The sequence below is a fragment of the Pseudomonas sp. RW3S2 genome, assembly GCF_014268955.1.
Lineage (GTDB): Bacteria > Pseudomonadota > Gammaproteobacteria > Pseudomonadales > Pseudomonadaceae > Aquipseudomonas > Aquipseudomonas wayambapalatensis.
The window spans coordinates 239,859-264,321 of the sequence record NZ_JABWRM010000002.1 but is presented as its reverse complement, the minus strand read 5'-3'; the positions used below and the strand labels follow the sequence as shown (position 1 = coordinate 264,321).

Annotated in this window: 2 protein-coding genes; both read right to left on the bottom strand. The window is 67.6% G+C overall.

Annotated elements, in window-relative coordinates:
* Nucleotides 1-110 precede the first annotated feature (110 nt).
* Nucleotides 111-11,513: a non-ribosomal peptide synthetase gene (locus HU748_RS03975; protein ID WP_186719292.1), complete on the bottom strand. Its 11,403-nt coding sequence runs from the start codon at nt 11,511-11,513 to the stop codon at nt 111-113.
* Nucleotides 11,510-24,412, bottom strand: coding sequence for a non-ribosomal peptide synthetase (locus HU748_RS03970; RefSeq protein WP_186719290.1), 12,903 nt, complete (start codon nt 24,410-24,412; stop codon nt 11,510-11,512). Before HU748_RS03970 ends, HU748_RS03975 begins: the two co-directional genes overlap by 4 nt.
* Between the last annotated feature and the right edge of the window lie 51 nt (nt 24,413-24,463).

Here is a 24,463-nt window from a genome sequence, read left to right as displayed (position 1 = left end):
GCCTGCGTGCCGCACCGCCCCTTATGGGGGCGGGCTGGCCTCGCAATCACCGGTCAAGCCGGTGCCAGATACCGCGGTGCTGCAATCGCGGGACCAGCCCGCTCCCACAATCAATGAGTTACCCGCTGCAGCGCCTGCCCGTCATGCCACCAGGCCGCAAGGCTGAACACATCCGGTGCCTTGAGGATGCTGAAGTGGTTGCCAGGGCCGTACCACACCGCCAGTTGCGGCAGCAGACGCTGCCAACCGGCAAGCATCGCCGACTGTTCGCGCTGGTTGCCGGCCGCATCCAGGGTCGCGTCGGCCACCAGCACCAGGCTTGCCGGGCCGCTGTAATCGGCCTGCGCCGGGTACGGCGTACGCAGCGCGCTGGAGAAGGTCCGGGCGATCCCATGCAGCGCCCTGGCGGAAGAACGCGCGGGCATCAGCCCGACGCGAACCATGGCCTGGTGCAAGCGCTCGAGCTGCTGCTCGTCGTCCAGCGCGGCAAAGGCCTGGCCGTCGATGTCCAGCGAGCGCCCACTGGCCAGCTGCAACGATTCGATCAGCCGATTCAGCGCTGCACCTGCGGTGTAGGGCCGACCGCAGACGCTGTTGCCACCCGGTGACTCGCTGTCGATCAAGGTCAGTGAGCGCACCTCGCGCCCCTGTGCCTGCAACCGCGCCGCCATGGCATGCGCCACCCAGCCACCGAAGGAATGCCCGACCAGGTTCAACGGCCCCTGCGGGTACAGGGCTTCGATGGCCTGGATATGGCAGGCCGCCGCAGCTTCGATGCTGCTGTGGGGTGTGGCGGTGCCATCAAGGCCACGCGATTGCAGGCCGTACACCGGCCAGTTGGCCCCCAGCGCCTCGGCCAGGCCGATGAAGCTGGTCACACTGTCGCCGGCCCCCGGCACACAGAACAGCGGCGCATGGCCGACCTGCCCGCTCTGGATCGCCACCAGCGGCTGATAAGCCACCACCGGTTTCTCGCCGATGCCCGCACGGGCGGCCCGCAGCGCTGCACCGAGCGCACGTCCCAGGCCCTGCACGTGAGGCGCCTGCATCATGCTCAGGTGATCGCCGGGCACCGCGATGCACTGCAACTGGCCAGCCGGCACAGTGCGCTCCCAGCCAAGGTTCGGCTGCTCGGCGTGACGCGGCCCACCCTGCTCGGCACGCAGCAGGTGGATGGCAATGCCCAGCGGTTCCGGGCGGTAGTGGGCCATGGCATGGCCGTGGGCGATCTCGCGCTCGAAGAACAATTTCAGTGCGTCATCGCTTGCGGCGGCCAGTTGCGGATACAGCAACCCCTGCTCACGACAGGCCGCCAGCAAGGTGGCGAAGTCGGCTTGCCCAGCCTCCAGGGCATTGACCCTGGCCAGTTGCGCCGCGCCGTTTGCGCCGAGCCCTTGCCAGTGCCCGGCGCAGTGCAGCAGCAGTTGCTGTTGCAGCAGGCGCGCACCCTGCCAGCGTGCCTTACCCTGGTCGACCAGGCGCGGCTGCCAGGTGTCGATCAAGCCCAGGAACTCGACCTGCTCGTCCGCCCCCAGCAGTTGCGCGGCGATTTCATAGGCCAGCACGCCGCCGAACGACCAGCCGGCAAGCCGGTATGGCCCGTGTGGCTGGACCCTGCGGATACGCTCCAGTTGTGCGCGGGCCAGGGCCTCCAGGGTGTCCGGCTGCGCCTCGCCCAAGGCAAGGCCCGGCACGCCGTAGATCGGGAAATCACCGTCCAGTTGCTGGCCCAGTACCGGGAAGTAGAAGTCCATGCCGCTGAACTCGTGGATCAGGAACAGCGCCGGTTCGTCGCCCTCAGCGCGCACGCACACCAGGTCCGTCTCCGGCGTTGCCGCCTGCAGATGCCCGGCCAACGCCGCCACGCTGGCATGCTGGAACAGCTCGGCAAGCGATACCTGCAGCCCCTGTTCGCGCAACAGGCCCACCAGCCGGATCGCCAGCAGCGAATGACCGCCCAGAGCAAAGAAGCTGTCATGGCGCCCCACCTGCCCGACCTCCAGCACCTGCGCCCAGAGCGTCGCGAGCTGTTGCTCCAGCGCGGTGGCCGGGGCCTCGTAACGGCTCTCGGCAAGGTCCTGCATCGCTGGACGCGGCAGCGCCTTGCGGTCGATCTTGCCGTTGTTGGTCAGCGGCAGCGCATCGAGCACGACGCAGGCCGACGGCACCATGTACGCCGGCAGGCGTCCCTGCAGCCAACCCCGCACAGCGGCGGCATCGAGAGTCGGGTCTGTGCGGGTGAACCAGGCGACCAGCTGAGCCGGTCCCTGCGTCAGGGTCAGGGCCATGACTACCACGTCGCCGATGCCCGGACACAGCGCCAGGTGCTGCTCGACATCGCCCAGTTCGATACGGAAACCGCGGATCTTCACCTGGTCGTCGTTGCGCCCCAGGCACTCCAGCTGGCCGTCGTCGCGCCAGCGGCCCAGATCGCCGGTGCGGTACAGGCGTGCGCCCGGCTGCGCGCTGAACGGGTCGTCGACAAAGCGCTCGGCGGTGAGTTCCGGACGGTTTAGGTAGCCCAGCGCCACTCCATCGCCACCGATGTACAACTCACCTACAGCCCCAAGCGGCACCGGACGCAGGTGCGCGTCCAGCACATGCACCTGGGTACTGCCGACCGGCCCTCCGATCGGCACCAGTTCGGCGTCCGCCGGCACGTGGCGAACCTGCCCGGCGGTGGCATAGGTGGTGGTTTCCGTCGGCCCGTAGCAATGCACCAGGCGCAGGCCCGGTGCCTGCGCCAGCAAGCTGCGAAACGCTGCCGGATCCGCCCGTTCGCCACCGCACAGCAGCACGCGCAACCCTGCCAGCACGTCAGGAATCATCTGCACATACTGGTTGAACAACGCCGTGGTGACGAACAGCACCGTGGCGCCTCCTTCACGCAGGGTCGCGCCCAGTCGCACGGGATCGAGCAAGGTGTCGTGATCGATGACCAACACCTGGCCACCGTTGAGCAACGCCCCCCAGACATCCATGGTGCTGGCATCAAACGCAGGGTTGGAGGCGAAAGCGATGCGGTCCTGGGCGCTGAAGTCGGCGTAGCCATCGTTGAGCAACAGGCGGGCGATGCCACGATGGGGCACACGCACGCCCTTGGGCGTACCGGTGGAACCTGAGGTGTACATGACGTAGGCGACCGTATCCCCACCCTGGGCCAGCCCCGGGTTGTGACCGGGCTGACGGTTCAGATCCAGGCGATCGAGGTCGATGCGGCGCGCGTGGTAGCTCAGGGTCGCCGAGCTGTCGCAGATCAGCGCTACGGCCTGGCAGTCCTGCACCATGAAGCCCTGTCGCTCGGCCGGCGCATGGATGTCCAGCGGCACGTAGGCCGCACCGCACTTGGCGACGGCCAGCTGGGCCTGGAGCAGTGCCAACGAACGTGGCAGCAGAATCGCCACATGGTCGCCCGGTGCCACGCCTTGCTCGATCAGGTGGTGGGCCAGGCGGTTGGCCTGCTCGTTGAGCTCGCCGTAGGTCAGGCTGTGCGCCCCGTCACGGGCGGCGATGGACAATGGATGCCGCGCCACCTGTTGTTCGAACAGGCGATGCACCGGCAGGTCGCGCGGGTAGTCACGCGTGGTGGCGTTGAAGGCCTCGCGCAACTGCCGGGCCTCGGCCATCGGCACCACGCTCAGGCGCTCGAGCCCTTCGCAGGCGCCCGTCTCAAGTGCCTGCAACAGCAGATGCAGGGCGTGCTCCACGTAACCGCAGATCCGCCGGGCATCGATGCCCTGCTCGGTTTGCGCGGTCAGCTCGAACGCCTGGCCCAGGTCATCGACGCTCAACGCCAACGGGTAGTTGCTGCGCTCGTGCGCCTCGACCAACTCGATACCGTCCCACGCCTTGCGCGCAGCCTCGCCCTGCCCGGCCAGCGTGCCATGGCGATAGTTGAGCAACGCACTGAACAACGCAGCCCCCGTAGGCAAGCCACTGCAGCGCTGGGCCAGCGCAAGGCGTGCCTGCTCATGGGCCAGCAGGCCGGTCAGGCGTTGGTGGGCTTGCTGCAACGCCGCGAGCACGGGCTGTCCGACAAGGTCCAGGCGCAGCGGCAAGGTATTGATGTAGACCCCCAAGGCCCGCTCTGCGCCCTCGCCGCCCTGCAGCCGACCGAGCAGCACGGTGCCGAACACCACGCTGTCGCGCCCGCTCAGTTGTCCGAGTACCTGGGCCCAGGCCAGGTGCATCAGGCTGGCAGCACTGACGTTATGGCGACGGGCCTGTTCGCGGATGCGCAGGTTCAGCGCATGGTCCAGACGCTGATGGTGCTGCGCCTGGGCATCCTGGTGTGGCGTTGCATAGCCGCCGTAAGGCAGGGTGGGTTCGTCGATATCGGCCAGTTGCTCGCGGAAGAAGGCTTCATGGGCCGCCTCGCCCGCCCCACGCTGCAGTTGGGCGATGTAGTTGCGGTAAGGCACCGCCGCTGGCAGCGCATGGGCCTGTTCGAGCAGACAGGCTTGCAGCTCGCTGCGCAACACCTCGAGGGCGACGTGATCCATGACCAGATGGTGGAACAGCAGCGTAGCGCTGATTCGTCCGGTACTCGGGTCAGTACGGTGTACCAGGCGCAGCAACGGTGCGCGGGCCAGGTCGAAGCGGCGCGGCTCGATGGCATCGTCCTCCTGCACCACATCCAGCGGTGCATGGCGCCAGACCACCTGCACAGGTTCGGCCAGCCCATCCCAGTGGAAGGCACTGCGCAGGATATCGTTACGCGCAATCACCTGGTCCAAGGCGCGGTGCAGAGCCTGCAAACGCCCCCGGTCGGCGAGCAGGAAACGCACCTCCAGCACATAGGCCGCCTCACCTTCTCCGGCCAGGTGGTGATAGAGCATGCCCGCCTGCAGCGGCCCGAGCGGATAGATGTCCTGGACATTGGCGGTACCGCCATCCACCTGGCCGACGATGCGCTCGATCGCCTCTTGCGTCAGCGCCACCAGCGGCAGCAGCTCAGGCGTAATGCGCGGGCAATCGGCGGCGATGCGGTTGGCAGGCACCTGCACCTGGTCGAGGGTCTCGACCGTCGCGGCAAGGGCCGCCAGGTCCGGCTCGGTGAACAGCGCCTGGATATCCAAGGCCAACCCCCGGGTGCGCAGGCGAGCGACCAGGGTCACGGCCAGCAGCGAATGGCCTCCCAATTCGAAGAAGTTGTCGTGTCGCCCCACCCGCTCCACGCCCAGCAACTCGCCCCACAACTCGGCGAGCAGGCGCTCGGTATCACCTTCGGGGGCCTGGTAGGCCTGGCGTTGCAAGGCCTCGACGGCGGGAACAGGCAGTGCCTTGCGGTCGAGCTTGCCGTTGGGGCTCAGCGGCAGGGCCGGCAGGTGCACGAACTGTGCTGGCACCATGAATTCGGGTAGTTGAACCTGCAACTGCCCCCTCAAGGCATCTGCCGTGTGCACGCCCCCGGTGTAGTACGCCATCAGGCGCTTGCCGGCTGGCGGCAAGTCCAGAGCCAATACAGCGGCTTCCTTGATGCCTGCGATGCGGGTCAGGCAGGCCTGGATCTCGCCCAGTTCGATGCGCAGGCCGCGGATCTTCACCTGGTCGTCGTTACGCCCCAGGTATTCCAGGGTGCCGTCGGCCAGGTGCCGAGCCAGGTCTCCAGTGCGATACAGACGTGCGCCGGGGCGGGTGCTGAACGGGTCTTCGATGAAGCGCTCGGCGCTCAGTTGCTCGCGATTCAGGTAGCCGCGGGCGACCTGTACGCCGCCGATGTACAGCTCGCCGGCAACGCCCTGCGGCACTGGCTGACCCTGGGCGTCGAGCACATACAGCGTGGTGTTGGCGATCGGCTTGCCGATCGGGGTGTTGTCCGGCGTCTGCTCCAGTGGTTCGGCACAGTGCCAGGCACTGACGTCAACTGCAGCTTCGGTCGGGCCGTACAGGTTGTGCAACTCGACACTTGGCAACTGCGCCTTGAAGCGCCGTACCAGGCTGCCGGGCAACGCTTCGCCGCTGCACAGCACCCGACGCAGCGCTGCAGGTTCGGCATCGCCATAGGCGAGGAACACGTCGAGCATCGAAGGGACGAAGTGCAGGGTCGTGACCGACTCGGCAGCCATCACCTGGCGCAGGTAGCCAGGGTCACGGTGCCCGCCCGGGCGTGCCATGACCAGCTGTACACCGGTCTGCAGCGGCCAGAAGAACTCCCACACCGACACGTCGAAGCTGAACGGGGTTTTCTGCAGTACTACGTCGTCAGCGCCCAGGCCATAGGCATCCTGGGTCCAGAGCAGGCGATTGACCACCCCGGCGTGCTCGTTCATCACGCCCTTGGGCAGGCCGGTGGAGCCAGAGGTATAGATCACGTAGGCCAGGTGTTGTGGGGTGAGGCCCACAACCTCTGGGTTGTCGCTGGAAAGCGCATGCCACACGGGCAGGTCCAGATCGACCTGCGGCACCTCGAACGCTGCCAGCACCCCGCGGGTAGCCGCATGCCCCAACACCGCCACCGGCGCGCTGTCGGTGAGCATATGGCGGATGCGGTCGGCCGGATAATCCGGATCGACCGGCACATAGGCACCGCCCGCCTTGAGGATCGCCAACAAGCCAATGACCATCGACAGACCGCGCTCGACGCAGATCGCCACACGGTCATCCGGCTTCACCCCGAGTGCAATCAGGTGATGGGCCAGGCGGTTGGCCTCGGCGTTCAGTGCGCGGTAAGTCATCTGCCCGGTTTCGGCACGCAGGGCGATGCGCTCGGGCGTGCGTTCAACCTGAGCCTCGATCATCCCGTGAACGGTCTGCTCCAGGTCATAGTCCACGGCAGTGTCGTTGTAGTCGACCAACAGTCGGCGACGCTCCAGCGCATCCGGCAGGGCAATGCTTGCCAGCACTGCACCGTCGCTGCCGGCCATGGCCCACAGCAGTTGCTCCAGATACCCGCAGTAGCGCTCCACCGTGGCCCGCTCGAACAAGGCGGTGGCATAGTTCAGCGCGCCGCCAAAGCCTTCTGCGGTCTCGCCCAGGCTCAGGCTCAGGTCGAACTTGGCAAAGCCCTGCCCTTGGCCGAGGTTGCGCAGGCTCAGGCCGTCCAGCCCAGTGGCGAAATCATGGACGCCCTCCCACTCCAGCGACACCTGGTACAGCGGCGTGTGGGCCAGGCTGCGCGCTGGCCTGATCAGGTCCACCACCTGCTCGAACGGCAGGTCCTGATGCTCCTGCGCGGCCAGTACCTGGGTCTTGACCCGCGCCAGCAAGGTGCCGACATCCGGCGCGTCCGCCAGGTCCAGGCGGATGGCCAGGGAGTTGACGAACAATCCGATCAGCCCTTCGACCTCTGCCTGTCGACGCCCGGCCACCGGCGTACCGATCACCACCTCGTCCTGCCCCGACAAACGTGCCAGCAGCACCGACCAGGCGCCCATGAACAGCATGAACGGCGTGACCTGGTGACGCTTGCACAGGGTCTTGAGATCGTCTGCGAGGCGCGCGTCCAGGCGGATACGCACGCTGTCACCCGTGTAATCCTGGCGCACTGGACGCGGCCGGTCGGTCGGCAGGCTCAGCAGCGCTGGCGCACCGGCCAGGTTGTTGCGCCAGAACTCGCCCTGGCGCTGCAGTGCCTCGCCCTGCAGCCAACGGCGCTGCCACACCGCGTAATCGCCATACTGGATCGGCAACGGCGCAAGGAGCGCCTCGCGGCCCTCGCGCAAGGCCTGGTACAGCGCGCTCAGCTCACGGGTCAGCACGCCCATCGACCAGCCATCGGCGACGATATGGTGCAGCGTCAGCAGCAGCACATGGTGCTGTGGCGCGACCTGCAGCAGGCGAGCCCGCAACGGCAATGCCACGCCCAGCGCGAACGGCCGCGCAGCTTCTGCGCGGATCACCTCGTCCAGGCGCGGCTCATCGGCTCTGGCCACCTGCTCGCGCAGCAACACCAAGCGCTGCCTCGACAACCGCACCTGCGGCTCGCCATCGACCTCGAAGAACTCGCTGCGCAGCGCCTCGTGACGCTCGACCAGTGCCACCAGGGCCTGCGCCAAGGCGTCGGCGTCCAGTTCGCCGCGCAGCTCCAGCGCCAGGGGAATGTTGTAGGCCTGGCTGGCACCGTTCATCTGTGCCAGGAACCACAGACGCTGCTGGGCGAACGACAACGGCAGCGGCTGATCGCGTGCCACTGCCAGCACCGGCGGCAGCTCGCTGCGCGCAGCCCCCGCCACCACCTCGGCCATCGCCGCCAGCTCGGCCTGGGCGAACAGTGTCCCCAGCGTGAGCTCCACGCCGAGTCGCTGACGAACCTGCGCGACCAGGCGCATGGCCAGCAGCGAGTGACCGCCCGACTCGAAGAAGTGATCCTGTCGACCGACCCGCTCGACCTGCAGCAACCCTTGCCAGATCTGCGCCAGGGTCTGCTCCAGCTCGCCCTGGGGCGCCTCGAAGCGACGCTCGAACAGGTCGGCGCGGGTGGGGGCCGGCAGCGCGCGGCGATCAAGCTTGCCGTTGGCCGTCAGCGGCAGCGACTCGAGCCGCACGAAGGCGACCGGCACCATGTAATCGGGCAAGTGCGCCTGCAGCTGTGCACGCAGTTGCGCAGGCGCGGCCACCTCGACGCTGTCCTGGCCGGTGAAGTAGGCCACCAGGCGCGCCTGCCCCGGCTGGTCCTCGCGGGCCAGTACCACGGCTTCGTTGATGCCTGGCAGCGCTGCCAGGCGGCTTTCGATCTCGCCAAGCTCGATGCGCACGCCACGGATCTTCACCTGGTCGTCGTTGCGCCCGAGGTAGTCGAGGGTGCCGTCATCCAGCCAGCGCACCAGGTCACCCGTTCGGTACATGCGCGCGCCCGGTTGCGCGCTGAACGGATCGTCGAGGAAACGCTCGGCAGTCATCTGTGCACGGTTCAGGTAGCCACGGGCAAGCCCGGCGCCGCCAATGTACAGCTCGCCGGCTACGCCCTGTGCCACGGGCTGGCGGTGCGCATCGAGCACGTAGAGCCGGGCGTTGTCGACCGGCGCGCCAATATGCAGCACACCGCCAGGGGTCATCGCCCCGGAGCTTGCGACCACCGTGGTTTCGGTGGGGCCGTAGTTGTTGATCACGGCAAAACCGGGGTGACGGGTGAATTGCCGCAGGCGGTCACCGCCGATCAGCAGGGTGCGCAAGGTCGGGTGATCGATCTGGTGGCTGAAGGCGTATTCGGCCACGGGTGTCGGCAGGAAACTGACATCCAGCGGGCAGCCGCGCCACCAGGCGAGCAAGGCGTCGATATCCTCGCCCTGTTCGCTGGGCGGCGCGATATGCAGGGTGGCCCCGGCGCACAGGGCCGGCCAGACTTCCCAGGCCATGGCGTCGAAGCCGAATCCGGCGAGGCTCGAAGTGTGGCGCCCCTGGCACAGGTCGAAGGCGCGGCAATGCCAGTCGATCAGGTTGTTGAGGGTGCGGTGTTCGACCATCACGCCCTTGGGCAGGCCGGTGGAGCCGGAGGTGTAGATCACGTAGGCCAGGTTGCCGACAGCCAGGCCATCGACCTGCGGGGCGTGCTCGCTCGACGGCCAGTCTGCCCGGTCGAGCTCGACCACCGGCACCGAACACTCGCCCAGACGTGCGCGCAGGTCGTGCTGAGTGAGCAGCGCGGCCGGGGCACTGTCATCGAGCAGGTAGGCGATGCGTTCATCGGGATGCGCCGGATCGATCGGCACGTAACCCGCGCCGGCCTTGAGGATGGCCACCAGGCCGATCAAGGTGTCCAGACCACGACGGGCCAGAATCGCCACGCGGTCTTCAGGCTGCACGCCCAGCATGACCAGGCGCTGGGCCAGGGCGTTGGCACGTTGCTCCAGCTCACCGTAGCTCAGCGCGCTGCCTGCGCAGGTGGCGGCCACGGCTTCGGGCTGCGCGCGGGCCTGGAGCTGGATACGCTGGTGCACCGTGAGCATGGTTTCGGTGTCACCTGGGCGATCGTTGAAGGTCTCGAGCACTCGCTCGCGCTCGGCGGCAGGCAGCATGTCGAGCCGATCGACACCCAGCGCTGGCGTCTGCGCCAGGGCCTTTACCAGGCTTTCGAGGGTTTTCTCAAGATAGGCGCAGACCCGCTGCTTCGGCACTTCGGCAGTCGCCAGCAAGGTCAGGCGCAGAGCGTCGCCCAGGTCGTCGACACTCAAGGTCAGCGGATAGTTGGTGCGCTCTTCGCTTGCCAGTACTTCGATGCCATCCCACGCCGCGCGGGCCTGGCCATCGGCAACCGGCGCACTGTGCCGATAGTTGAGCAAGGCGTTGAACAGTGGCGTGGGCGCGGCCACACCGCTGCAACGCTGGGCCAAGGCCAGCGGGGCGTGCTCGTGACGCATCAGCGTGGTCAGGCGCTGGTGAGTGGCCTTGATCGCCGTGACCAGGTCCAGATCGGCCAGATCCACCCGCAGCGGCAAGGTATTGATGAAAATCCCCAGTGCACGGTCGTTGGCCTCCGCACCCATCAGGCGGCCCATCAAAACGGTGCCGAACACCACCTGCTCACGCCCGGTCAGCCCTCCAAGAACCCGTGCCCAGGCCAGGTGGAACAGGCTCGCCAGGCTCACGCCCAGCGCCCGCGCCTGGCTGCGCAGGCCATCGCACAGGGCCGGCGCCAGCGTCAGGCTCTCTTCGTGCGGTGCACTACCGTCCCCCTGCACGTCCTGCAGGCCGTAGGCCAGCGTCGGCTCGACGATATCGCCCAGTTGCTCGCGGAAAAACGCCTCGTGCTGTGCCTGGCTGACGCCCAGCAAGGCCTGGCCGACGTAATTGCGAAACGGTACTGCCGCGCCCAACAGGTGGCCGTCACCGCGCAACACGGCCTGCATTTCGTGACGCACCACCTCGAGGGCGCTGTGGTCCATGGCGATATGGTGGAACCGCAGCGTGGCTTGCACGCGACCGTCGCTGGCCGCAGGCGCGCAATGCAGGCGGATCAGTGGTGCCTGGTCGAGATCGATACGCTCGTCCATTGGCCTGCCGCGGCACACCTGCAGCCGGGCCTCGCGCCAGACCACCTGCACCGGCGCCTCCAGTCCCTGCCAATGCACCGAAGTGCGCAGGATATCGTGGCGGTCGATCACCGCCTGCAGCGCTTGGACGAACGCCTGCAGGTGCGCCTGGCTGGCAAAGGCGAATTGCGACTGCATCACGTAGGGGTCGCTGCCCTCTGCGCTGGCGTGATGATAGAGAATGCCCTGCTGCAAGGGCGCCAGCGGGTAGATGTCCTGCACATTGGCGTGGCCGCCGGGAATCTGCGCGGCGAGCGCATCGATGGCGCACTGGTCGAGCTCGACCAGGTTGAGCAGCGCCGGGGTGATCCGTGTGCAGTCGGCCGGGATGGCGTTGTCCGGGGCGCCGGCATTGCCGGCCCTGGCCACGTACTCACCGCGCTCGAGCAGTGCGATCAGCGCCGGCTTGTGCTCGCGCAGGCGCGCCACCAGGCTCGCATCGGTCAGCGCCTGGCGGTTGCCCTGGACCACCAGCTGGTCATCCTTGAGCGCCAGCTGGATATCGTTGGCTGACAATGTCGCCAGTAGGTCGTTGATGCTCACAGGACGATCTCCATTCTGTCTGTGATGGCGGCATAGCCCGCCAAGGTCGGTTGTTCGAACAGCGCGCGCACATCGGCCTCCAGACCCTCCTGGCGCAGGCGGGCGGTCAGGGTCACCGCCAGCAGCGAGTGGCCACCCAGTTCGAAGAAGTTGTCGTGCCGCCCTACCCGCTCCACACCCAGCAGCTCGCACCAGAGCGCAGCCAGCAACTGCTCGGTGTCGCCTTGGGGGGCCTCATAGGGACGCGCGTCGGCCACGGTGGCGGCCGGCAGCGCCTTGCGGTCAAGCTTGCCGTTGGGGCTCAGTGGCAAGGCGTCCAGGTGCATGAACAGCGCCGGGACCATGAATTCCGGCAGTTGCGCCGACAGCTGCTGGCGCAGGCCCTCGACGGGCTGCATGGCGCCGGTGTAATAAGCGACCAGGCGCTGATCCACGGCCAGCACCACCGCCTCCTTGATCCCCGCAATGCGAGTCAGGCAGGCCTGGATCTCGCCCAGTTCGATGCGCAGGCCGCGGATCTTCACCTGGTCGTCGTTGCGCCCCAGGTACTCCAGGGTGCCGTCGGCCAGATGCCGGGCCAGGTCTCCGGTGCGGTACAGGCGTGCGCCGGGGCGGGTGCTGAACGGGTCTTCGATGAAGCGCTCGGCACTCAGTTTCTCGCGGTTCAGATAACCACGGGCAACCTGTACGCCGCCGATATATAGCTCACCGGCAACGCCCTGCGGCACTTGCTGGCCCTGCGCGTCGAGCACGTAAAGCGTGGTGTTGGCGATCGGTTTGCCGATCGGGGTGTTATCTGGGGTCTGCTCCAGTGGCTCGGCGCAGTGCCAGGCACTGACGTCAACTGCAGCTTCGGTCGGGCCGTACAAGTTGTGCAACTCGACGCTCGGCAACTGCGCCTTGAAACGCCGTACCAGGCTGCCGGGCAGTGCTTCACCACTGCACAGCACGCGCTTGAGGCGTGCGGCCTGCAGGTCGCCGTGGGCCAGGAAGACATCGAGCATGGACGGCACGAAGTGCAGGGTCGTGATACCACGCTCGGCGATGACGTCAGCCAGGTACTGCGGATCGCGATGGCCACCTGGGCACGCCATGATCAGTTGTGCACCGGTCTGCAGCGGCCAGAAGAACTCCCACACCGAGACGTCGAAGCTGAACGGGGTTTTCTGCAGTACTACGTCGTCAGCGCCCAGGCCATAGGCGTCCTGGGTCCAGAGCAGGCGATTGACCACCCCGGCGTGCTCGTTCATCACGCCCTTGGGCAGGCCGGTGGAGCCAGAGGTATAGATCACGTAGGCCAGGTGTTGTGGGGTGAGGCCCACAACCTCTGGGTTGTCGCTGGAAAGCGCATGCCACACGGGCAGGTCCAGATCGACCTGCGGCACCTCGAACGCTGCCAGCACCCCGCGGGTAGCCGCATGCCCCAACACCGCCACCGGCGCGCTGTCGGTGAGCATATGGCGGATGCGGTCGGCCGGATAATCCGGATCGACCGGCACATAGGCACCGCCCGCCTTGAGGATCGCCAACAAGCCAATGACCATCGACAGACCGCGCTCGACGCAGATCGCCACGCGATCATCCGGCTTCACCCCGAGTGCAATCAGGTGATGGGCCAGGCGGTTGGCCTCCGCGTTCAGCGCGCGGTAGCTCAGTTGGCTTTGCTCAGCGATCAGCGCGATGCGCTCAGGCGTGCGCTCGACCTGGGCCTCGAACAGGCCGTGCACGGTCTGCGTGAGGTCGTAGTCCACGGCCGTCGCGTTGAAGCCGAGCAGCAGGCGCTGGCGTTCCTCGTGCTCCAGCACCGGCAGCTGGTTCAGCGGCAGGTCGGGCTGACGCTCGAGGGCATCCACCAGGCCCGCCAGCACCTGCTGCAGTTGCCCGCAGACCCGCTCGGCACCTACCGCAGGCAGTACCTGCACGGTCAGGCGCAGGCCATCGCCCAGGTCATCCACGTTCAGGCTCAAGGGGTAGTTGGTGCGCTCCTCGCTGGCCAGTGTCTCGATACCCTGCCAGGCCTGACGCTGGATTTCGGCCTCCTCAGCGCCGGCGCTGTGCCGGTAGTTGAGCATGGCGCTGAACAACGGCATCGGTGCGACCACGCCGCTGCAACGCTGGGCCAGGGCCAGCGCTGCATGCTCATGGGTCAGCAGCGCGCTCAGCCGTGCGTGGGTGGCTCGCACACCTTCACGGACACCGTGCCCCGCCAGGTCAACGCGCAGTGGCAAGGTGTTGATGAACATGCCCAGGCCATGCCCGCTGCCCGCGCCACCTTGCATGCGCCCCAGCAGCACCGTGCCGAACACCACGTTGTCGCGACCACTGGCGCTGCCCAGCAGGCGCGCCCAGGCCAGGTGCAGCAGGCTGGCAGTACTCACGCCGAGCTGGCGTGCCTGGCTGCGCAGGCGTTGGTTCAGCTGCGGGTCCAGGTGCACCTGGGCCTGCTCGATGTTGTGCACGTCGCCCTGGATGTCACGCAGGCCGAACGGCAGGGTCGGCTCGTCGATATCGGCCAGTTGTTCACGGAAGAACGCCTCGTGCTCGGCCTCGCTGACGCCGAGGCGCGCCTGGGCCACGTAGTTGCGGTACGGCACGGCCGGCTCGCTCGGCGCGGGCAGCCCGTGCAGGTAACCGAGCATCTCTGCGCGCACCACCTCAAGCGCCGTGTGGTCGAGCACCAGGTGATGGAACTGCAAGGTCGCCTCGATGCGCTCCCCTGCACGGCGATAGAGCAGGCGCACCAGCGGCGCCTGGTTCAGCGCCAGGGTGTCGAAACGCTGCGCAGACTCGCAGGCGGTGTCGATCATCGGCAGTTCGGCCTGGCGCCAGACCACCTGCAACGGCTGCGCCAGCCCTTCCCACAGCACGGCGGTGCGCAGGATATCGTGACGGGCAATGACGCTTTGCAGCGCGCCGGCAAACGCCTGCAGCCGCGCCGGGCTGTCGAATACCAGCTGCGATTGCAGCAGGTACGGGTCGGCACCGGCAGCGCTCAGATGATGGTAGAGAATGCCCTCCTGCAGCGGTGCGAGTGGGTAGATGTCCTGCACATTGGCCGCACCGCCGGGCACGCTCGCCACCACACGGTCGATGGCGGCCTGGTCCAGTTCGATCAGGCTGAGCATGTCGGGTGTGATACGGGTGCAGCCGGGGGCAATGCGGTTGGCCGGCACCTGTACCTGGCGGCCCTGGCCAAGCGCTGCGGTCAGCGTCGCCACGCTCGGCTGGCTGAACAGCAAGCGCACATCAGCCTCCAGGCCCAGCTGGCGCAGGCGCTCGATCAGGCTGACAGCGAGCAGCGAATGCCCACCCAGTTCAAAGAAGTTGTCATGCCGCCCTACCCGCTCCAGGCCCAGCAGCTCGGCCCAGACCTGCGCCATGACCTGCTCGGTCTCGTCCTGCGGGGCTACATAGGCCGCCACCGGCAGATCGGCCGGATCCGGATCTGGCAGCGCCCTGCGGTCGAGCTTGCCGTGGCTGGTCAACGGCAAGGCCTGCAGGCGGATGAACGCCAACGGCACCAGATGGCCCGGCAGACTGGCCTGCAAGGCCTGGCGCAAGCCCTCGACCGGTGCGTACTCGGTGTACCAGGCCAGTAAGCGCTCGCCGCGTACCAGTACCACCGCGTCACGCACGCCAGGCTGGGCGGCCACGGCCGCTTCGATCTCGCCAAGTTCTACGCGCACACCACGGATCTTTACCTGGTCGTCGTTACGTCCGAGGTAGTCGAGCGTGCCGTCGGCGTTCCAGCGCACCAGGTCGCCACTGCGGTACATCCGCGCATCAGCTCGCGCGCTGAACGGATCGGCGACGAAACGCTGCTCGGTCAGTTCGGGCCGGTTCAGGTAGCCGCGGGCAACCCCGTCGCCACCGATGTACAGCTCGCCCGCCGCGCCTACCGGCACCGGCTGGCGGCGCTCGTCGAGCACATAGATCTGGGTATTGGCGATGGCGGTGCCGATGTGCAGCGCACCACCGACCTGCACCTGCCCCGAGGTGGCAACCACGGTGGTTTCGGTCGGGCCGTAGTTATTGATCACGGCAAAGCCCGGATCACGCTCGAACTGACGCAGGCGGTCACCACCGATCAGCAACGTACGCAGGCTGGCGTGCTGACGCTCGCGGCGCAGGGCCTGCTCGGCTACCGGGGTTGGCAGGAAGCTGACCTGCAGCGGCTGCTCCAGCCACCAGTCGAGCAAGGCATCGACCTGTTCGTTGGCAAGCGTAGCAGGCGGCAGGTGCACCACGGCGCCTGCGCACAGGGCCGGCCAGACTTCCCAGGCCATGGCGTCGAAACCGAAGCCGGCCACGCTGGAGGTGTGGCTACCGGCGCGCAGGGCAAAGGCCTCGCAGTGCCAGTGCACCAGGTTGGCCAGGGTACGGTGCTCGACCATCACGCCCTTGGGCTGGCCGGTGGAACCGGAGGTGTAGACCACATAGGCAAGCGCATCGGCCTCCAGGCCCGGCACCTGCGGATCATGCTCGGCAGCGGACTGCCAGTCGCCGCGGTCCAGGTCCAGGCGTGCGATGTGCTGCGCCAGGCTGTGCTGGCGCGTGTCGGCAAGCACCAGTGCCGGGGCGCTGTCCTCGAGCAGATAGGCAATACGCTCGGCCGGGTAACCGGGGTCGACCGGCACGTAGGCGGCGCCCGCCTTGAGCACCGCCAGCAATGCCACCAGGCGCTGCGGCGTGCGCGGCAGGCACAACGCAACCCGGGCACCGGGCCGCACGCCCAGGCCGATCAGGTGGTGGGCCAGGCGGTTGGCGGCACGATTGAGTTCGCCATAGCTGAGCACTTCGTCACCCTGCACTACCGCTTGAGCTTCTGGTGAGCAGGCCGCGCAGGCTTCGACCAGCGCATGCACGGTCTGGCCCTGCGGATAGCCACGGGCACTGGTGTTGAAATCGACCAGCAGGCGGCGACGTTCATCGGCACCCAGCACCGACAGGTCATCCAGCCGCGTGCCCGGCGCTTGTTCCAGGGCCGCGACCAGTTGCGCGATGCTGTTGGTCATCCACTGCGCAACACGTTCAGCGCCGATGTCGGCGACGGCCAGCACGCTCAGGGTGAACCCCTCGCCCAGGTCGTCGACACTCAAGGTCAGCGGGTAGTTGCTGCGCTCTTCGCCGCCCAGAAGACGCACACCCTGCCAGATACCCTCGCCATCGCGTGGCGCATCTGCAGCGCTGTGGCGGTAGTTGAGCAAGGCGCTGAACAGCGGTTGCCCGGCCGGTACGCCACTGCAACGCTGGGCCATGGCCAACGACGCGTGCTCATGGCCGAGCAGTGCCGACAGCCGGGTATGGGTAGCACGCACTGCTTCGGCCACCGCCACCTGGGTGTCGACCCGCAGCGGCAAGGTGTTGATGAACACGCCCAGTGCCCGGTCGGCCCCCTCACCACCTTGCAGGCGGCCCATCAGCACCGTGCCGAACACCACCTCGCTGCGGTTGGCCAGCACACCGAGCAGGCGCGCCCAGGCCAGATGCATCAGGCTCGCGGCGCTTACGCCCAGGGTACGCGCCTGTTCGCGCAGGCGTCGGGCCAGCGTACCATCGAGGGCCTGGTGCGCCTCGGCGATGCCGTGGCCTTCGCCCTGAACATCCTGTTGGGCAAATGGCAGGGTCGGTTCGTCGATATCACCGAGCATGTCGCGGAAGAACGCCTCGGCGCCCGCCGCATCGCTGCCCAGACGCGCCTGGGCCACGTAGTTGCGGTACGGCACCGGCGCGCTCAGGTTGGCCACGTCGCCGAACAGCAGGGTGTGCATTTCGGCGCCGACCACGTCCATCGCGGTGTGGTCGAGGGCCAGGTGGTGGAACAACAGGATTGCCACGACCTGGCCGTTGCGCGGATCCTGGCTGTAGACCAGGCGCATCAGGGGTGCCTGGGACAGGTCGAGCCGGTGCTGGCGGGCGTCGAAGCGCGCTTGCAATTGGTCGATGACCTCGCCTTCGCCCTCCAGCTCGACCGGCATCACGGCCAGCTTCGCCTGGCGCCAAACCACCTGCACCGGCTGTGCCAGGCCTTCCCAGACCAGCGAGGTGCGCAGGATGTCGTGCCGATCGATGACCTGTTGCAGGGCATCAGCCCAGGTCTGCAGGCGTTCGAGGGTGTCGAAGGCCAGGCGCGACTGCAGCAGGTAGGGGTCACCCTGTCCGGCACTCAGGTGGTGGTACAGGATGCCCTCCTGCAGTGGGGCCAGGGGGTAGATCTCCTGCACATTGGCTGCCCCGCCGGGCACCGTGGCGACGATTCGCTCGATGGTGGCCTGGTCCAGTTCGATCAGGCTGAGCATGTCGGGGGTGATCTGCTGGGCGCCGGCGGGTACGCGATTGTCCGGCACCCGCACCTCGCGTCCGCTGCCCACCGCAGCGGCCAGCGCGGCCAGCGTCGGCTGGGCGAACAGCACGCGCACATCGGCGGCAAGGCCGGCCTTGCGCATGCGCTCGATCAGGCTGACCGCCAGCAGCGAATGGCCACCCAGCTCGAAGAAGTGATCGTGTCGGCCGACACGATCGACCTTGAGCACTTCGGCCCAGATCGCCGCCAGCGCGATCTCCACCTCGCCCTCAGGCGCGGCGAAGGCACGACTCACCACCGCGGCCTGGCCCGGTTGCGGCAACGCCTGGCGATCCAGCTTGCCGTTGGCGGTCAACGGCCACTGGCCGACATGGACATAGGCCGACGGCAGCATGTAGTCGGGTAACTGGCCTTGCAATTGCGCATGCAGCTCGGTGATCGGCGGGACGCGGTCTTCGGTGCTGAACCAGGCCACCAGGCGCTTGTCGCCCGGGCCCTCTTCGCGCACCAGCACCACGGCTTCCTGCACCCCGGCGCACGCCGCAAGGCGCGCTTCGATTTCACCCAGCTCGATACGGAAGCCGCGCAGCTTGACCTGTTGGTCGGTGCGCCCCAGGTAACGCAAGGTGCCGTCAGCCTGCCAACTGACCAGGTCGCCGCTACGGTACAGGCGTGCGCCCGGCGTCTGGCTGAACGGATCCTCGAAGAAGCGCTCGGCGGTCAAGGCCGGCTGATTCAGGTAGCCCAGGGCAACCCCGTCCCCGCCGATGTACAGCTCACCGACGGCGCCGATCGGCACCGGCTGGCGCCAGGCATCGAGCACATAGCAAAGGCTGTTGCCAATCGGCCGGCCAATCGGGATCGCCCCCTCGCCCACTGCGAGGATTTCATGGGTGGTACTGAAGGTCGTGGCTTCGGTCGGGCCATAGCCATTGAGCAGGTGCGCCGGAGCGCCTTCGCGCAGTACACGGGCAATCACCTGGGGGTCGAGCACATCGCCACCGACCATCAGGTAACGCAGCGAACGGAACACCGGCAGCAGGTGCGCGGCGTACTGGTGGAACAACCCGGCGGTCAGCCACAGCACCGTGACTTCATGCTCCAGCAATGCCTGGCCCAGGGCCTCGTGCGACAGCACCTGATGCTGATCGATCACCACCACGCGCCCGCCGTTGAGCAGCGGCGCCCAGACCTCCAGGGTGCTGGCGTCGAACGCGGGGTTGGAGGCAAAGGCCACGCGGTCCTCGCCTTGCAGGTCGGCGAAGCCGTTGTTGATGACCAGCCGCACGATCGAGCGATGGGCCACCAACACACCCTTGGGCAGGCCGGTCGAGCCGGAGGTGTACATGATGTAGGCCGCAGCCCGCGCATCCACGGGAATGTCCAGGCCGTGGGCGGGATAGGCCGCCAGATCCAAGGTATCCAGCTCTAGCCTGCGTGTTGCGCCGACCTGCGGCTGATCGGCCTGGGTCAGCAGCAGCGTGGCACGGCTGTCTTGGAGCATGAAGGCCTGACGCTCGACCGGTGCATTGGCATCCAGTGGCACATAGACCGCGCCGCACTTGATCACGGCCAACTGGCTGGCCAGCAGGTCGAAGGAGCGCGGCAGCAGCAGCGCCACACGGTGCCCCGGGCGCACGCCCAGTTCCAGCAGGTGACGAGCGAGCCGGTTGGCGTGCTGATCGAGCTCGCCGTAACGCCACTGGCACTGACCGTGCACCACGGCAACCGCGTCCGGGGTCTGGGCGGCGTGCACCTCGAACAAGCTCTGCACCGCGTGTTCGCGCGGGTAGGCGCGGCCGGTGGCGTTGAATCCGTGCAGCACCTGCTCGCGCGCCTCGGGCGACAGGCAGGACACCGCATGCAGGGGTGTTTCCGGAACCGTCTCCAGGGCATCGGCCAGGTTCGCCAGGGCGCTGCCCAGCAAGGCGCACACCTGAACGCCATCGACCTGCGGCACAGCCTGCACGGTCAGTTCCAGGCCCTGCCCCAGATCATCGACGTTGACCACCAGCGGGTAGTTGCTGCGTTCACGCGAAGCCAACAGTTCGATGCCCGACCAACCCAGGCCATCCCCTGCGCCTTTGGCGCTGCTGTGGCGGAAGTTGAGCAAACTGGTGAACAGCGCCTGGGACGCCGGAACACCGCTGCAACGCTGGGCCTGCGCCAGCGATGCCTGCTCGTGGCCGAGCAGGCGTGCCAGACGCTGATGGGTACGACGCACACCCTCGGCGGCGCCAACGGCATCGACACTGACCCGCAGCGGCAAGGTGTTGATGAACATGCCCAGCGCCCGATCCGCCCCGGCGCCACCCTGCAGGCGGCCCAGCAGCACAGTGCCGAACACCACCTCGCTGCGCCCGCTCAGTTGCGCCAATACCTGCCCCCAGGCCTGGTGCACCAGGCTGGCGACGCTCACCCCCAGCGCGCGGGCCTGCACCCGCAGGCGCCCGGCCAGCATGGCGTCCAGCGCCTGGTGGCTGTCGATCACCTCCACGCCATTGCCCTGCACATCGCGCAGGCCGAACACCTCGGTCGGCTCGTCGATATCTGCGAGCATCTCGCGGAACATCGCTTCATCGGCCGCAGGATCGGCATCCAGCCGCGCACGCGCCACGTAGTTGCGGTACGGCACGCTGTCGATGTGCAGCGACTGGCCCCGCAGTGCGGCACCCACCTCGGCCACCAGCCGTTCGACGGCGGTATGGTCGAGCAGGATATGGTGCAGCAACAAGGTCGCCTCCAGCCGCTCACCCTGGGCATGACGCACCAGTTGCATCAACGGCGCGCATGTCAGGTCCAGGCGATGCAGGTCGGCCTGCTCGCTGATGCGCAGTTGCGCCTGGCGATGCACCACCTGCACCGCTTCCTGCAGTCCCTCCCAGTGCAGGCTGGTGCGCAGGATATCGTGACGGGCGATCACCAAATCCAGCGCCTTGACGAAGCCTTGCAGCTCCACTTCGCCGGCAAAGGCGAAGCGTGCCCGCAACACGTAGGGGTCGGCGCCGGAACTGGCCAGATGGTGGTAGAGAATGCCCTGCTGCAGCGGTGCCAGGCCGTAGATGTCCTGGACATTGGTCGTACCCCCCGGAATGCCGGCGGTCAATGTGTCGATCTCGTCCTGGCTGAGGTCGGCCAGTGGCAGCATGTGCGGTTCGATGCGCAGGCAGTTCGGCGGAATGCGGTTGATCGGCACCTGCGTCGGTAGATCGGCGCTCACCGCAGCCGCCAGCGCCGACAACGTCGGTTGGCCGAACAGCACGCGCACGTCGGCCGCCAGTTCCTGCTGACGCATGCGCTCCACCAGCTTGACCGCCAACAGCGAGTGGCCGCCCAGCTCGAAGAAGTTGTCGTGCCGGCCCACCTGCTCCAGGCCCAGCAATTGCTGCCAGATCGCCGCGATGCGTTGTTCCACTTCCCCGTGCGGCGCTTCGAAGGCGCGACGGGCGAAGGCCTCGCCATCGGGCTCGGGCAAGGCCTTGCGGTCGAGCTTGCCATTGGCGGTCAGCGGGAAGCTTTCCAGGCGCACGAAGGCCGCCGGCACCATGTACTCGGCCAGGTGGCACAGCAGGCTGTCACGCAGCGCGGCAGCATCGGGCTCGGCGCCTGCGGCGGCCAGCCAGTAAGCGACCAGGCGCTGCTCGCCGGCGCTGTCGCGACGTGCCATGACCACGGCCTCGCGTACCCCCGCACAAGCCGCCAGGCGTGCTTCGATCTCGCCCAGCTCGATGCGGAAGCCACGAATCTTCACCTGATCGTCGTTGCGGCCCAGGTAATCCAGGCTGCCATCGGCGGCCCAGCGCGCCAGGTCGCCAGTCTTGTACAGACGCCCGCCAGGGTTGAACGGGTCGGCGATGAAGCGCTCGGCACTGAGCGCTTCGCGGTTCAGGTAGCCGCGGGCGACACCGGCACCGCCCACGTACAGCTCACCGGTGACACCGGTCGGCACAGGCTGGCGGCGGGCGTCGAGTACATAGAGCTGCAGGTCGGGAATGCGCGAACCGATCGGGCTTACCCCAACCAGTTGCGCGTCGGCGGCCTGCAGCGGTCGGTAGGTGACGTGCACGGTGGTTTCGGTGATACCGTACATGTTCACCAGACGCGTACCGGCATTGCCGATGCGCGCGTACCAGGGTTTGAGCATCCCGGGCTCCAACGCCTCACCGCCAAAGATCACCTGGCGCAGGGAGTGTTGCAGTTCGCTGCGCTCCTGCGCTGCGATCAGTTGGCGGAAGGCACTGGGCGTCTGGTTGAGAACGCTGACGCCCGTGCGGCAAAGCAAGGCATAGCACTCGTCCGGCGAGCGACTGATGCGTTGCGGCACGATCAGCAACTGGCCTCCGAAGGCCAGCGCGCCCCAGATTTCCCACACCGAGAAGTCGAAGGCGAAGGAGTGGAACAGCGCCCAGGTGTCCTGGCGGTTGAAGGCGAACCAGTCGTGGGTCGCCGAGAACAGGCGCGAGACATTGCCATGCTCGACCATCACGCCCTTGGGCAGCCCGGTGGAGCCGGAGGTGTAGATCACATAGGCCAGGTGCGAAGGCAGCAGTCCGGCGAGCTTCGGATTGCCAGTGGGCTGTAGCTGCAACGACGGGTCGTCCAGGTCGATCACCGGTGCCGTCACCTCGCCCAGCAGCGCCAGGCTGTCGGCCTGGGTGAGGATGGCCCGTGGGGCACTGTCGCTCAAGGTGAAGGCAATCCGCTCGGCAGGATAGGCAGGGTCGATAGGCACATAGCCCGCACCGGCCTTGAGCACGCCCAGTAGGCCGACCAGCATGCCCAGGCCGCGCTCGACGCAGATCGCCACGCGGTCATCCGGGCCGATGCCCAGTTCGATCAGGCGATGAGCGAGCTGGTTGGCCCGCTGGTTGAGTTCGCCGTAGCTCAGGCTCTGCTGCTCGAAGATCAGCGCAGTGTCCTGCGGGCGCGCCTGGGCGTGGGCCTCGAAGCGCTGGTGCACCAGCGGCGTCAGGGCGAACTCGAGCAAGGGACGGTTCTGGCCATGGATCAGTTGCTCACGCTCGTCGGCAGGCAAGATATCGATCCTGTTCAGCGGAGCATCCGGGTCGTTGTCCAGGGCCTCGACGATCTGCTCGAGTGCCCGCGCCAGGTAACCCGCGATCCGCTGGGCGCCCAGCCCGCCGCCGACCAGGGCGGTGATGCGCAGGTCTTCGCCGAGGTCGTCGATGTTGATCGTCAGCGGGTAGTTGGTGCGTTCTTCGGCGCCCAGCACCTGGATGCCAGGGGCGATGTCAATGACTTCGGCGGCGTCGGCGGCATCGCTATGGCGGTAGTTGAGGACGGTGTTGAACAGCGGCGCAGGCGCCGCCACCGCACTGCAGCGCTGGGCCAGCGCCAGCGGCGCCTGTTCATGGCCGAGCACGCCGGTCAAGCGCGTGTGAGTCGCCTGCAGCCCCTGGCGCACGCCTTGCTCGCCGACGTCGATGCGCAGCGGCAGGGTGTTGATGAACATGCCCAGCGCCTGTTCGCCGCCCTCGCCGGCTTCCATGCGCCCGAGCAGCACGGTGCCGAACACCACCGCTTCGCGCCCCGACAATTGCCCCAGGACACGGGCCAGGCCCAGGTGGGTGATGGCTGCAGGGCTCACGCCCAGACGGCGTGCCTGGGCGCGCAGGCGCAGGCTCAGCCCACGCTCGAGGGTCAGGCGGGCGTCTTCCACCGACGGGTCCTCGACCTCGGCCACGCCGAAGGCCAGGGTAGGCTCGTCGATATCGGCCAGCATCGCGGAGAAGAACGCTTCATGCGCCGGCACGTCCAGCGCCTGACGCGCCTGCGCCAGGAGGTTGCGAAACGGCACCGCCGGCCCGACCTGTTCGGCATTGCCGGCCAGCCAGGCGCCGATCTCGCGGCGCACGATGTCGAGTGCGGTGTGGTCCATCACCGTGTGGTGGAACAGCAACAGAGCGGCGACCTCCTTGCCCGTACCCTGGGCATGCACCAGGCGCAACAGCGGCGCCTGGCGCAGGTCGAGGCGATAGTGGCGGGAGTCATGCAACCTGCGTAATTGCGCCAGCGGCTCGTCCTGGCCAGGCAGTTGCAGCGCTTCGCGCCCCAGCGGTGCTTCGCGCCAGACCACCTGCACCGGCTCGTCCAGGCGCTCCCAGTACATCGAGGTGCGCAGGATGTCGTGGCGCTGGATCACCCAGTCCAGCGCACCGGCGAAGGCCTCCAGATGCGCCTGGTCGGCAAAGCGCAGTTGTGCCTGCAACAGGTAGGGGTCGCCAGCATCGGCCGACAGGTGGTGGTAGAGCATGCCCTCCTGCAGCGGGGCCAGGGGATAGATGTCCTGCACGTTGGCCGCGCCGCCGGGAATGCTGGCGACAATGCGGTCGATGGCCTGCTGGTCGAGGTCCACCAGCGGCAGCATCTGCGGGGTGATCTTGAACGCCGGGCTCAGCCAGTCGTCGTTCTGTTGGGCGAGCATCTCCAGCAACGCCGGCTTGTGTGCGGCCAATGCATCCCACAGGGCGTCCTCCAGGGCATCGTCGTCACCATGGACGACGAGGTCCTGATCGTCACGCTGAAGTCGGATTGCACGGGTGGAGAGCACAGCCATCAGTTCGCTGAAGCGCATGGGTAAGCATCCTGCTTTTGCCAGTCGGAAATGGCGCCAAGCTAAAGGATC

Excerpts from the sequence above, each read along its gene's own strand:
- HU748_RS03970 (WP_186719290.1), bottom strand. The coding sequence starts at position 24,412 with ATGCGCTTCAGCGAACTGATGGCTGTGCTCTCCACCCGTGCAATCCGA.